We start from the raw sequence: 12,226 nt of genomic DNA on the forward strand, positions 1-12,226 counted from the left end.
GATGTCGCGGGGCGATTGCCAAGTCTGTGCCGGCTTACGTCGGGTCTTCGTCGCCGCCGAGCGAACCGGTGAGTACGTTGCCGAGGATCTCCTCGATAGCGCCGGAGATGCCGCCTTCGATTGCGTCTGCCATATCTACTCCTTCGTCATCGGTGAGATTGTTCGTAGATCACCGTCCGCTCTCACCCGTGCGTCGGCTCGAAATCGACGTTACATATTCATTTCGAGAATGTCTGCCCCGTTGGCGGAATTCGACCGCTCGCTTGTGTGAGATCCGACGGCGGTCTTTTACGAAACGGCAGATGAGAGGCAATATCGGCAAAGTTATGATCAGCAGAAATCGAATCTCGCGAATACCTGAATGCATCGACAATGCAACGTGGCGGGGGTCGTTGTGCACCGTGAACGGCCACCGAAACAGTTCGGCAGTTGGTGCCGACACGCGTCACCAACTGCCGAACCGGAATTCGTCGACTCAGTTTCCGGAATCGCCGCCGTCGATCGATCCGCCGCCGATCGAACCCGCGTCTCCGAGCCCGCCGAGAATCGCCTCGACCGCCCCTCCGATCGCACCAGCGATACCGCCCTCGACTATGCCTGCCATATCCGTCTCCCTTGGTGATGGTGAGATGTCCGGGTATGCGGTCGCGCGTCTCACCTCGCAGAACGACCTGCGGGCGACGTTACAGACCGATCACGGAAACGTCCTCCGATATGAATAATTCGCAGTTTACGTTCTCAAATGGAGGGCTAACAAAAGAACGACCATGCGCTTTGTCTCGCAATAGCGCCCGGTCACCCACAACCCGCTTCGATGGCGGCGTGAATATGGTGATATGACGAGATGACCGAGGTGCAGACGACCGGTGTGCGGGTATGCCCCCTCACCGCCGACGACCGGGACCGCGCGCTCGGACTCCTCGAGAGCGGGATACGCGAGGTCCCGGTCTATCGATGGCTCCTGGGCGACGACGCCCCGGCCGAGGCATTCCGGTGGTACGGCGACATCTTGTTCACCGACCACCTGCCGGGTGCGCGCGGAATGTTCACGCCCGACGGCGAATTGATCGCCCTGATCGCCGTTGCGGGCCCCGACCACCGCACCCAGCCGGTCGACGATGAACTGGCGGCCCGATCACGGCATTTCGTGATCGCCCTCGACGGTTTCATCGCACGATTTCGTGAACTCCAGGAGAAATCGCGCGCCTGCACGGTCGACGGCGCGATCAGCATCGTCTTCGCGCTGGTCCACCCGGACCACCGCCGACACGGGACACTCGCGGCGCTGCTCGATCCGGTTCTGCGACAGGCCGCCGGCGCCGGCTCGCCGGTCACCGCCAGCACCGCGGACGCGCACATGATCGATGTGTATGCCCGCAGATGGGGTGGCCGGGTCTTCGACGAGTTCATCCTGACCGACGGCCCGACGGTCTGGTTCCTGACGGTCGATCCACCGGAGACGGTCTAGGCCCGACGCCGGAGCGCGCACCCGGTCAGACCGAGCAGCCGCCCGACTGGCCCTGTGACGACGAGCCGGTCATCTCACTGGTCAGCTGCACATCCGAACCGCTGACCCCGAACTCGAGCCCGGTGTCGGTCACCTTCAGCGAATCGACCTGCACCTCGTCGAAGAACGGGCCGAGCGACGACGTGGTGATCTGGTCGACGATCTGCTGCGCGAAGTCCGGCGGGATGCCGAAGACCAGCGCGCTGGCCTTCACGACCTCGAAGTCGACGCGACCGTCCTTCAGGACGGGCTTGATGGTCGCCGACACCGGCACCTGGAAGACCATGACCGGGAAGGCGGCCTGGACCTCGAAGGTGCCGTCGGCCGCGTTGCCGGTGATCTGCTCGACCGCGCCGACGCCACCCGCGCCGGTTCCGGTGCCGGTCCCGGCGCCGGAAGACTGCTCCTTGCTCAGCTCGACGATCCGCTCGTACGGGATGAAGCCCGTGCCGTTGAGACTGCGGATGTCGGTGGAGTTCTCGGTGCCGGAGATGCCGTCGGCACGCATGTGCAGACGGACGCCCCCCGCACTGTCATCGGTGTCGACCTGGACGAACGGGATGTCACCGCTGCCCTGCAGGAGGATCGGTTTACGGCTCAGCGAGACCTCGGTCGGCACGCCGGTGAGTCCGCTGAAGGACTCTTCGAGACAGTTGGTCACCTTGTTGCGCAGGTACAGCTCGCTGCCGACCGCAACGATGACCGCCAGGAGCAGCACGCCGACGAGGCTGAAGGCCACGATCTTGGCCGTGCTGCGCTTCTTGCGCGGTGAGGTGACGACAGGGCCGCTGCCGGTCGGGTCGGCGGGACCCGGGGCGATCGGTCCCGACGCGGTGGCAGAGGGCCCGTACGGGTCCTCACCGGGCGCGAACTGTGAGGTCGGCGGCTTGGTGCCGCCCAGATCCGCGGTGTCGCCGTCGGACGGCGGGATGGCGGAGTAGGCCTGCCCACCCGGGACGATCGGTTCGGTCGCGAACTGTTCGGTCGCCGGCGGCTCACTGTGGCCAGCGCCGGGCACCGGCTTCCATTCGCCGCCCGGTCCGGTCGGAGCCGGCTCACCGGTCGCCGGATCGGAGCGGGTGGGGTCACCGGCGTGCGGGTCGATCTCGCCGGTCTCGTCGGCGGGGTCCCCGGATGAGGAATCGGGGCGGGGCGTGTTGCTGTCGCTCATGGGTTCCGTCCTGGGTCGTCTGACTCGCGGAGCCGCGCGGGGGCCGGCGTCACGTCGTTGTCCGTTCCACCGCCGACCGGCAGGGGCCGCTCGTTGGCGAGGACCGCCAGTTGCGTACGGGCCTTCTCGACCAGTGCTAGGTCGAGGTCGTGCACGTCCACCCGGATGCTATCCGGATACGCGGCGACCAACGTACCGAACGGGTCTGTGATTTGGCTGTGTCCGATTCCGGTGGGCGCGCTCGACGACGCGGCCTTCTCATCGGTGGGGAATGCCTGGTCGACGGCCACCACGAAGGTCGTCGAGTCCAGCGCCCGGGCCGCGGCGAGCACCTCCCACTGACGGAGCTTGCCCGGACCGGCGCCCCACGAGGTGGGCACCACGATCACCTGGGCGCCCTGCCGCGCGAGGTGGGTGAACAGCGCCGGGAAGCGGATGTCGTAGCAGGTGGCGACGCCGACGGTGACGTCGCCGACCTCAAAAGTCAGTGGCTCCGAACCCGGTGCGACGTTCGTCGACTCGGTGAACCCGAACGCGTCGTAGAGGTGGATCTTGTGATATCCGAGACGCGTCCCGTCCGGCTGGGCGACGACGACGGTGTTGCGGACGCGCCCGTCCCCGGAGGGGGTGAACATACCGGCCACCACGGTGACACCCGACGCCGCGGCCGCCTCCGACACCCCGCGCGCCCACGGGCCGTCGAGGTCCTCGGCGACCGGCTTCAGCGGCACCCCGAACCGGCACATGGTGGCCTCGGGGAACACGACGAGCTCGGCGCCGCGGGACGCCGCGTCTTCGGCTGCCGAACGCAGCGTCGCCAGGTTGGCGGTCGGGTCATCGGTCGAACTGATCTGGGCCATCGCGACACGCATAGCGGCCACAGTATCTACCTGGGCGCGACCGCCTCCCACGGAACCGTGAGCACGTTGTCCGACAGGCGGCGCCTGGGCACCTCGCAGTCGACCCCACGGTCGCGCAGCAGACCGACCGCATGCACCCACCGGGCGCGCGGGCCGTACGGCGCCAGCGGCGCGGCGACATCCCAGCACTGGTCGGCCAGGGCCAGCAGCGCATGGACCCGCTCACCCGGGACATTGCGATGGATCAGCGCCTTGGGCAGCCGCTCGGCCAGTTCCGACGGACGGTCCGAATGCTCCGGCGCCCAGCTGAGGGTCAGGCTGACCGGCCCGTCGGCGTCGAGCAGGACCCAGCTGCACCGTCGGCCGATCTCATCGCACGTGCCCTCGACGAGGACCCCGCCCGGCGCAAGCGCGGAGCGCATTCGGGCCCATGCGTCGTCGACCTCGTTCTCGTCATACTGGCGCAGGACGTTGAACGCACGCACCACGCGCGGCCGCAGGCCACCCAGCTCGAAGCCGCCCAGTCCGAACCGGACACCGTCGCGAGGCTCCACGACACGGTCGGGGTCGATCTCGAGGCCGACCATCTCCAGATCCGGCGCGACCCGGCGGAGCCGCACGGCCATCTCGACGGTCGTGTCCGGGCGTGCACCGTAACCGAGGTCGACGACGAGGGGGCGCGGGACGTCCAGCGCGGACCGCACGTACGGCGAGTGGACCATCCATCGGTCCACGCGCCGAAGCCGGTTGATGTTCGTCGTACCCCGGGTGACCCGCCCCTGCGGTCTGGGTGTTCGGCCGAGACCGGGACGGCTCACAAGTTCTTGTCGACCCAGTCCTTGGCGTACTCGGCCTCGGCGCGGAAGAGGTCGACGAGGTTGATCAGGATCATCTGCTCGAGCTTGCCGTTGACGAACGGGACGAAGACCTTCGCCTCGCTGGTCCGGCGGATCGTGCAGCCACCGTTCTCCGTCGGGAACAGCTCCTGCCAGCCGTTGAGGCTGCCCGGTCCCGCCGGGATCGACGCGTTGTACGTGCCCTTGGTGTTGTCCGGATCGAACGGGCCCAGGGTCTCCTCGCGGGTGATGACCATGTCCTTCTTCATCACCGTCTGCGCCAGCGCGGGCAGTTGGTCGCGCCCGATCGTCTGCTTGAGGACCACCCGGATCCCCGTCTCGTCGGAGACGAAGGAGTCGACCTCGCAATGCGGGGAGATCATCTGGAAGCCCGCCATCATGTCGTCCCAGTACTGCTTGATGCTCTGGGCCTGGTAGAGCTTCTCCGCGGACTGTGCGTACCGAGCGGAGTAGCTGAGCCGTCGTGCCATGCAGACCAGGCTACGTCAGCGGGTTTTCGCTCTCCCACTCGACGGTGTGTCCACGCTCGGCGTCGAGCAGTGCCGACAACTCGCTGACCACCGACTTCTCGATCTTGCCGCCGAAGAGCGGCAGGTTGACCGACACCTCGGCGCGGTTGTCGGTGGTCGCCGGATCGCCGGTCGTCAGCAACGTGCCGGTGACCTCGACCGGCACCGGCGCCCCGTCGACCGTCGCCTGGGTCTCCCCCTCGATCCGGTCGCCGACCAGGCGGTATGTGTTCTTGCGCGGGATTCGGAGGTCGCCCGGCATCACCTTGGTGACCGCGGAGGGCAGCTTGTCCGCGGGGATGCCCTGCTGGATCTCCACCGTCACCGTGTCCTCGGCGATGGTCACCTTCTCGACATGCCCGTGCCCGGAGTTCATGCGCTCGACGAGGTCGTGCCAGTACTTCTCGGTGGTGTAGATCGCCCACAGACGCGCGGTGGAGAAGGGATAGGACACCGTGTGCTGCAGCTTGCTCGCCATGATGAGAACGCTACCGCCCGCCGGTTAACGTTGAGGACGTGACCGACACGCAGGCGCCGCTGAGCGCGCCCCTCGCCGAGCTGACCACCCTGCGTCTGGGCGGCCCGGCGCGCGAGATCCTCCGGTGCGAGGACACCCGAACCATCGTGGAGACCATCCTCGACCTCGACGAACGCTCCGAGCCGGTCCTCGTAATCGGTGGCGGCTCCAATCTCGTCATCGGCGACGCCGGCTTCGACGGGACCGCGGTCGTGCTCGCGAGTGACCGCATCGACTTCGGCTCGGGTCGCGAATCGGGCCGCCCGCACGTCGTCGCCGACGCCGGGGTCGGCTGGGACGAGCTGGTCGCCGCGACGATCGACGCGGGCCACGGCGGACTGGAGTGCCTGTCCGGCATCCCGGGCGCCGCGGGCGCGACGCCGGTGCAGAACGTCGGCGCCTACGGCGTCGAGGTGGCCGACATCCTGCGGTCCGTGCAGGTCCTGGACCGACGCTCCGGCACCCTGCGGTGGGTCTCCCCCACCGAACTCGGCCTGGGCTACCGCACCAGCAATCTGAAGCACCGAAACGACTTCGTGGTGGTGGCGGTGTCGTTCTGGCTGAACGAGAATCGCGCGAGCCAGCCCATCCGCTACCGCGAGCTCGCGACCCGCGTGGGCGTCGAACCGGATGATCGTGTCGACGCGGCGGAGGTCCGTGCGGCCGTCCTGGACCTGCGGGCCGGCAAGGGCATGGTCCTCGACGCCACGGATTTCGACACCTGGAGTGCCGGTTCGTTTTTCACGAATCCGATCGTGCCGGGGGTCGAGGCCCCGGCGGTACTCGAGCGGATCGCGGCGCGCGTCGGCGACGATGTCGCGATCCCGACCTATCCCGCCGGTTCCGACGACGCCGACCGGGCGATCAAGTTGTCGGCCGGGTGGCTGATCGAACGGGCCGGATTCCACCGCGGACACCCGGGTCCGGACGCGGCGGTCCGGTTGTCGACCAAACACACTCTGGCACTGACCAATCGGGGCTCAGCGACCACCACGCAACTGCTCGACCTGGCACGCGAGGTGCGCGACGGCGTCGTCGATGCGTTCGGGGTGACGCTGCGACCCGAGCCGGTCCTGGTCAACTGCAGTCTCTGACGAGGATCGTCAGACCGACTGGATGTCCTTGCGCTCCTCGGTGGCCCGCGAGCTCTCGGCGACGACCTCGTCGAGGAGCGCGTTGAAGCGCTCGGCGGCCTCGATGCTCGACATGTGCCCGACACCCTCGTAGACCACCAGGTCGCGCAGGGAACCGTTTCGGCGCAACACCTCCGCCATCTGCTCGGCGTGCAGTCGCGGCGTGAGCCGGTCCTCTGTGCCGACGACCACCGTGGTGGGCACCGACAGCACCGCGAGTCCGGCGGTGACGTCCAGCTTCCCCATCGCCGACCCCCACCCGGCGCGGGCGCGGGGCGGGCACGCCCCGATCATCTCGTCGACGAACTCCACGTGCGCCCGGCGGGCGTTGGGGCCCAGCGCGATGTAGTGGGAGAAGCGCACGCCGTAGGACGTCTTCGGGATGGGCACGGGGACCGAGGTGATCATCTTCGCGGCCGCGGGCGCGAACGGCTTGGCGTAGACGGGCAGGTCGACCGGGATCAGCAGATGGTTGTCCATGACCGCCTTGGCCGCGGTCGACACCAGGACGACCGACGACACCCGCGACCCGACCTTCTCGGGGTTCTGGGCGGCCCACGACATGATCGTCATGCCGCCCATGCTGTGTCCCACCAGGATCGCGCGCCGGTCCGCGGGCACCGCGGCGTCCAGCACCGCGTCGAGATCCTGACCGAGCATCGCGACGGTCGGCCGGCGGCGACCGCGTTCGCTGCGACCGTGACCCCGCTGGTCGTAGGTGACGACCCGCCGGGAGCCTCCCTCGGTGGCGGCGAGGTGATTGATCTGCGGATACCAGTAGGCGGTGTTGCAGGTCCAGCCGTGGACCATCACGATGACATCGCCCGTGTCGTTCACGTCGGGGTCGGCGGAATCCCCGTACACCTCGACATTGAGCCGCGTGCCGTCGGCGGTGCGGACCTCGAGGCGCTGCGGGGGGTTGTCGGGCCGGGTGAGGAGATCGTCCGGGCCGTCGTCGACGGCGACCTCGGCGTGCAGCGCCTCACGCGCGAGGCGCGTGAAGATGGTTCCGATCCCCAGCGCGACCGCGCCCACTCCGATCGCGGTGGCGACTCCGCCCGCACTGGCCAACGACTTCGTGTTCACCCGGCACTCCTCACCTCTGGAGGACCTCGCCGGCCCTCTGGCAGGCACCGAATCCGGCTCAGCGCCCCGTCTCAGGGTTTAATGTACCAACGTCCGTTGTCTCATAGTCCGGCTGTACCTGGTCCGACTCCTCGTCGGCAGGCAGGATCGGCGCGGGAACCTCGGCGTCGAAATAGGTGGCCGCCCGACCGATGGCCTTCGAGATCTGCTCGTCGAGCGCCTTGCGGAAGGTGGTCTCGACGATCTCGTGGGCGATCGGCCGGACGGTCTGGATCAGGTCGGCCATCTCGCTGACCCCGGCCTCCCCCAGGTCGGGAAGGTTCTCGTCGAAGTACTTGTCGGTGATGATCGAGACGAAGCTGGTGGCGACGTCCTCGAGGTCTTCCTGGACGCGTACCCACCGGTCGAGCAGGACATCGATGTCGACCCCGCTCTTGACCAGGATCTCGGCGCCCTCGAGTAACTCCGGGTTCCGGATGGCGTAATGCGCACCGTCCTTCGCCAGCAGCCCGAGCTTCTGACTGAGTGCGATGGACCGGTCGCTGGCATTCAGCGTCTTGCGCAGCTCGGTGATGGTGATCGTCGCGGCGCGTTTGAAGTTGCGGAACCGGCCGCCCTTCGGCGTGCCACGCAGGATCTGCTCGACCCGCATGCCGTGATGCGCCGCGTGGAGGAGCTCACTGATGGTGGCGAAGGTGTACCCGCGCTCGAGCATGCGCGAGATGAGGTTCAACCGGACGAGGTGCTGGTCGGAGTACCAGCCGGCGCGGCCGCGGATGGTGGGAGGCGGCAGCAGTCCGCGGTCTTGGTAGACCCGGATGTTGCGCACGCTGACCCCGGACGCCTCGGCCAGCTCGTTGATCCGATATTCCGCCACGACGAGTCAGGCCCTTTTGCTGAACCAGGACTTGCCCTGGATGTCGTCGACCCGTTTGCGCACGTCGACGAGGTACACGAGCATCGCGACCACACCGATGATGCCGAGGAAGTTCACCGCTCCGAAGAACCAGATGAACAGGGTCGCGGCGGCAAGGATCGAGACCCAGATGACCTTGCTCTGCCGGTCCACCGCCGGGAAGGCGTCGGGACGCTGGATGGCCGCATGGATCAGCGCGACGGTCGAGGCGATTCCCGCGACCAGCGTCAGGGTCAACATGATCAGACTCTGGCCGTACGCCAATACGCTGAAGAAGTCCACGTCGAACACTGTAGTCGCGCGAGTCCGGTTTGCTGCGACACCCTACGATGCGGGGCCCGTCACCTGCCCCGCTCGGCGTCACTCGGCGCCCGGGGGCGCCTTCTTCGCCGGCGTCTTCTTGGCCGGGGCTTTCTTGGCCGGGGCTTTCTTCGCCGCGGTCTTCTTCGCCGCGGTCTTCTTGGCCACGGTCTTCTTCGCCGGAGCCTTGGTCGCGGCGGCTTTCTTGGCCGGGGCCTTCTTCGCGGGTGCCTTCTCCTCCGGCGCCTTCGTGGCCGGGGTGGCGGCCCCCGCCGTCTTCGTGGCCCCGGCGGTCTTCTTGGCCCCCACCGTCTTCTTGGCCCCCACTGTCTTCTTGGCTGCGGCGCGTTCGGCCGCACCTCGAACGGCCGCGGCCTTCTTGGTGGCGGCCTTGGCGGGTGCCGCCTTGCCGGCGGCGGCTTTCTTCGCCGGGGCTTTCTTGGCCGGGGTTTTCTTCGCCGGGGTTTTCTTCGCCGGCGCCTTGGTCGCCGCCGTCGCTGCCGCCTTCGTGGCGGAAGCCTTCGTCGCAGCGGCGTTCTGGGCCTCGACCGGCTCGGGAGCCGTGCTCACCGGCGCCCGGTCGACGGCCGCCTTGACCTCCGCGACCTTGGCCGCCGCCTTCGGCGAGAGCGCCTTGGCTCCCGACTGCCCGGACCTCGGGGTGTCCGCCGGCGCCTCGGCATCGCCGTCGGTACGGCTGGCCAGCTTCAGGGCGCGTTCGCCGACCGCGCGTGTCTGCACCGAGATCGTGCCCAACGCGTCTTCGGTGAGGCCGACGGCGTCGTTGTACACCTTCTCGAGCTTCGGCAGGTTCTCGCCGACGAGCGGCTGGGCCTTGAGCTTCTCCACCGCCTCGTCGCGTCGTTCCGACAGCGCGGTCAACAGTCCCGCGGCCACCGCCAGGTACGCCTCGGCGACCTTACGAAGCTCCTCCGGCGAGAACCGCGCCTTCAGGTCCTCGATCTCCGCGGGCAGCTCGACCGGCAGGGCCGACAGCTTGGTCCTCGCCTCCTCGAACAGCGCCAGGGCCGTCGCGAGCGCCTCGTCGATCCGCGCCTGCGCATCGTCCCGCGAACCCGTCAACCGCGCCTCGAGTTTCGACTGTGTTGAACCGACAGTCTCGGCAAGCCTCGACTGGGTTGAACCGACAGTCTCGGCAAGCTTGGATTGGGCATCGGCGACCTTGGCCTGGGTGGAACCGACCGTCTCGACGAGCTTCGATTGGGCCTGCTCGCTCGCGGCCTCGCCGCGCTCGCGCACGTCTGCGAGCAGAGCAGCCACCTGCCCCACGGCTGTGGTCAACGGGTTCTCGCTCATCAGCTACTCCTTGCCGGTCGACTCGATCGTGTTCTCTTTTCGGAATGACTCGTAGATCTCCAGCAACATCTGCTTCTGGCGTTCGTTGATGGAGTCATCTGCGATGAGAGCATCACGGACCGGGCTCGCGGGCCGTTCTTCGAGTATCCCCGCCCGCACATACAGGACCTCGGCCGACACGCGGAGCCCCTTGGCGATCTGGGCGAGCACCTCGGCCGACGGTTTCCGCAGTCCACGCTCGATCTGACTGAGGTAGGGATTGCTCACGCCGGCCCGCTCCGCGAGCTGACGCAGCGAGACCTTGCCCGCGACGCGTTGCGATCGGATGAAGGCGCCGATGTCCTGGGCCGCGTTGGCAACCGCCTCCACCGCCTCGACAGCGATGGGGGTCGACCCGTCCTGCTCGGCTTCCGCAGAGCCGGGATCGGCTGCGGCAGTCGATGATTCGCCCGCCCCACCGGCGTCGCGGACCACTTCTGCGACCGAGGCGTCGTCCGCGTCGCGAGACGCTTCGTCCTTCTCGGGCTGCATCAAACGCTCCGTTCTCCTGGACCTGCTCCGGTGTCGTCGGTCGGGGCATTCGGCGATGTGTCCGACTTTCGCCCGTTCCCCCAGTATCAACACGACTGCTAACCCGTGCAAGCACACAGCAAACTGCCGGAGCCGCGGGCTGCCACCCCATGACTCGTCAGGAGAAGATCAGCACCGACGTGGAGTAGATGACGAGTCCGGCGAGTGCACCGACGACCGTGCCGTTGATCCGGATGAACTGCAGGTCCCGGCCGACCTGCAGTTCGATCTTGCGACTGGTGTCGTCGGCATCCCAGCCACGCACGGTCTCGGTGATGACCGAGATGATCTCCTGCGAATAGTTCGCGGCGACGTGGTGGGCGACCCTCGCCACCCAGCCGTTCATCTTCTCCTGCAGCGGGCGATCGTCGCGGATTCGCTCGGCGAGCTGGATGATCGAGTCCGACAACGTGTTCCGCAGAGTGCTGTTCGGGTCCGACAGCATCTCCTCGATCACGGCCTTGCCGGTCTGCCATGCGGTCGACGCCGCGCCGGTCACCTCGTCGCGACCCACCAGTTCGAGCTTGAGCGCCTCGAACTTCGCGATCATCTCGGGGTCGTTCTGCAGATCGTCGGCGAACTTCTCCACGAATTCGTGCATGGCGCGCCGCAATTCGTGATCGGGATCCACCCGCACCTTGTAGGTGAAGTCGACGAGTTCACGATAGATCCGGTCGCCCACGAGGCTGTTCACGAACTTCGGCGTCCACTGCGGCCCGTCCCGGTCCACCACCCGGTCGACCAGGTCCTGACTGCCGACCGCCCACTCGTGGGCGCGGTCACACAGCAACTGGAAGACCGGCTCCAACCGGTCCTCGGCGATGAGCTGTTCGAGGATGCGCCCGGTGGGCGGCGCCCACTGCGGTTCGGCCGCCCACTTCAGCGCCGCCTGGATGAGCTGTTCGACGTCCTCGTCGCGCAGCATCTCGGCGGCGAGTTTGATCGCGCGCGCGGCCTCACCGCTCACCCGCGGTGCGTTGCGCGGGTCCGCGACCCACGTCGACAGGCGCCGGGGCAGATCGAGTTGCTCGGCGCGATAGACCACCACGTCGGGCGTCATGAAGTTCTCTTCGATGAAGCCGCCGAGCTGGTCGCCGATGTCGTCCTTCTTCTTGCGGATCAACGCGGTGTGCGGGATCGGGATGCCCAGCGGATGGCGGAACAGCGCGGTCACCGCGAACCAGTCGGCGAGCGCGCCCACCATTCCGGCTTCCGACGCCGCACGGACATAGCCGACCCACGCCGCCACGTCGGCGCCGTCGCGATGCTCGAGGTAGCGGGTGAACAGGTACACGATCGCCGCGAAGACCAGGAAGCCCGTGGCCACCGCTTTCATCTTGCGTAGGTCCCTGCGCCTGCCCTCGTCTCCGGCGCTGTTCCCGCCGAATCCGGGCGCGGACGCCTTCGCCGGCGGACCCTCGTGCTGACCGGCGACTCCCGGGATGACTGTCGATGCCATGGAACCAGTGTCACCCATCGAGCG

14 protein-coding genes are annotated in these 12,226 nt (G+C 67.8%); 2 read left to right on the top strand and 12 right to left on the bottom strand.

Annotated features, from left to right (window positions below):
- Window positions 1–475: 475 nt before the first annotated feature.
- Entirely contained in the window at window positions 476–604 is a 129-nt protein-coding gene (locus CA982_RS27045; protein WP_279627953.1) for a hypothetical protein, read from the bottom strand.
- Between the two features lie 240 nt (window positions 605–844).
- Here CA982_RS27045 and CA982_RS02645 point away from each other — a divergent pair, with 240 nt between their 5' ends.
- Window positions 845–1,468 carry a hypothetical protein gene (locus CA982_RS02645; RefSeq protein WP_086533789.1) on the top strand — a complete coding sequence of 208 codons (624 nt, stop codon included), beginning with the start codon at window positions 845–847 and terminating at the stop codon, window positions 1,466–1,468.
- A gap of 25 nt (window positions 1,469–1,493) precedes the next feature.
- Here the strand turns inward: CA982_RS02645 and CA982_RS02650 are convergent, their stop codons facing one another.
- The 5 genes from CA982_RS02650 to CA982_RS02670 form a co-directional block, all read right to left on the bottom strand.
- Window positions 1,494–2,678: a hypothetical protein gene (locus CA982_RS02650; RefSeq protein WP_086533790.1), complete on the bottom strand. Its 1,185-nt coding sequence runs from the start codon at window positions 2,676–2,678 to the stop codon at window positions 1,494–1,496.
- The gene (locus CA982_RS02655; protein WP_086533791.1) at window positions 2,675–3,550 is read right to left on the bottom strand and encodes a carbon-nitrogen hydrolase family protein; all 876 of its coding nucleotides are present in this window, start codon (window positions 3,548–3,550) and stop codon (window positions 2,675–2,677) included. Before CA982_RS02655 ends, CA982_RS02650 begins: the two co-directional genes overlap by 4 nt.
- Window positions 3,551–3,564: 14 nt before the next feature.
- The gene (locus tag CA982_RS02660; protein WP_244176104.1) at window positions 3,565–4,260 is read right to left on the bottom strand and encodes a class I SAM-dependent methyltransferase; all 696 of its coding nucleotides are present in this window, start codon (window positions 4,258–4,260) and stop codon (window positions 3,565–3,567) included.
- A gap of 92 nt (window positions 4,261–4,352) precedes the next feature.
- Window positions 4,353–4,865: a DUF2505 domain-containing protein gene (locus CA982_RS02665; RefSeq protein WP_086533793.1), complete on the bottom strand. Its 513-nt coding sequence runs from the start codon at window positions 4,863–4,865 to the stop codon at window positions 4,353–4,355.
- A 10-nt stretch (window positions 4,866–4,875) separates the two neighbouring features.
- Window positions 4,876–5,382: a DUF2505 domain-containing protein gene (locus tag CA982_RS02670; RefSeq protein ID WP_086533794.1), complete on the bottom strand. Its 507-nt coding sequence runs from the start codon at window positions 5,380–5,382 to the stop codon at window positions 4,876–4,878.
- Between the two features lie 38 nt (window positions 5,383–5,420).
- On the opposite strand from CA982_RS02670, the gene CA982_RS02675 reads away from it, so the two are divergent.
- Entirely contained in the window at window positions 5,421–6,515 is a 1,095-nt protein-coding gene (locus CA982_RS02675; protein ID WP_086533795.1) for a UDP-N-acetylmuramate dehydrogenase, read from the top strand.
- Between the two features lie 9 nt (window positions 6,516–6,524).
- On the opposite strand, the gene CA982_RS02680 is transcribed toward CA982_RS02675, so the two are convergent.
- The 6 genes from CA982_RS02680 to CA982_RS02705 all read right to left on the bottom strand — a co-directional run bounded on the left by CA982_RS02680 (window position 6,525) and on the right by CA982_RS02705 (window position 12,202).
- A complete protein-coding gene (locus CA982_RS02680) occupies window positions 6,525–7,640 on the bottom strand; it encodes an alpha/beta fold hydrolase (protein ID WP_086533796.1) in 1,116 nt (371 codons plus the stop codon).
- Window positions 7,641–7,698: 58 nt separating this feature from the next.
- The gene (locus tag CA982_RS02685; protein ID WP_086533797.1) at window positions 7,699–8,517 is read right to left on the bottom strand and encodes a MerR family transcriptional regulator; all 819 of its coding nucleotides are present in this window, start codon (window positions 8,515–8,517) and stop codon (window positions 7,699–7,701) included.
- 6 nt (window positions 8,518–8,523) lie between these two features.
- Complete coding sequence (locus CA982_RS02690) at window positions 8,524–8,847, bottom strand: DUF2516 family protein (RefSeq protein WP_086533798.1); 324 nt, start codon at window positions 8,845–8,847, stop codon at window positions 8,524–8,526.
- Window positions 8,848–8,916: 69 nt separating this feature from the next.
- Entirely contained in the window at window positions 8,917–10,173 is a 1,257-nt protein-coding gene (locus CA982_RS02695; RefSeq protein WP_086533799.1) for a histone H1-like repetitive region-containing protein, read from the bottom strand.
- Window positions 10,174–10,176: 3 nt separating this feature from the next.
- Complete coding sequence (locus tag CA982_RS02700) at window positions 10,177–10,704, bottom strand: helix-turn-helix domain-containing protein (protein WP_086533800.1); 528 nt, start codon at window positions 10,702–10,704, stop codon at window positions 10,177–10,179.
- 157 nt (window positions 10,705–10,861) lie between these two features.
- Window positions 10,862–12,202 carry a DUF445 domain-containing protein gene (locus tag CA982_RS02705; RefSeq protein WP_086533801.1) on the bottom strand — a complete coding sequence of 447 codons (1,341 nt, stop codon included), beginning with the start codon at window positions 12,200–12,202 and terminating at the stop codon, window positions 10,862–10,864.
- Window positions 12,203–12,226: the final 24 nt, after the last annotated feature.

The organism is Gordonia lacunae (assembly GCF_002149015.1).
GTDB lineage: Bacteria > Actinomycetota > Actinomycetes > Mycobacteriales > Mycobacteriaceae > Gordonia > Gordonia lacunae.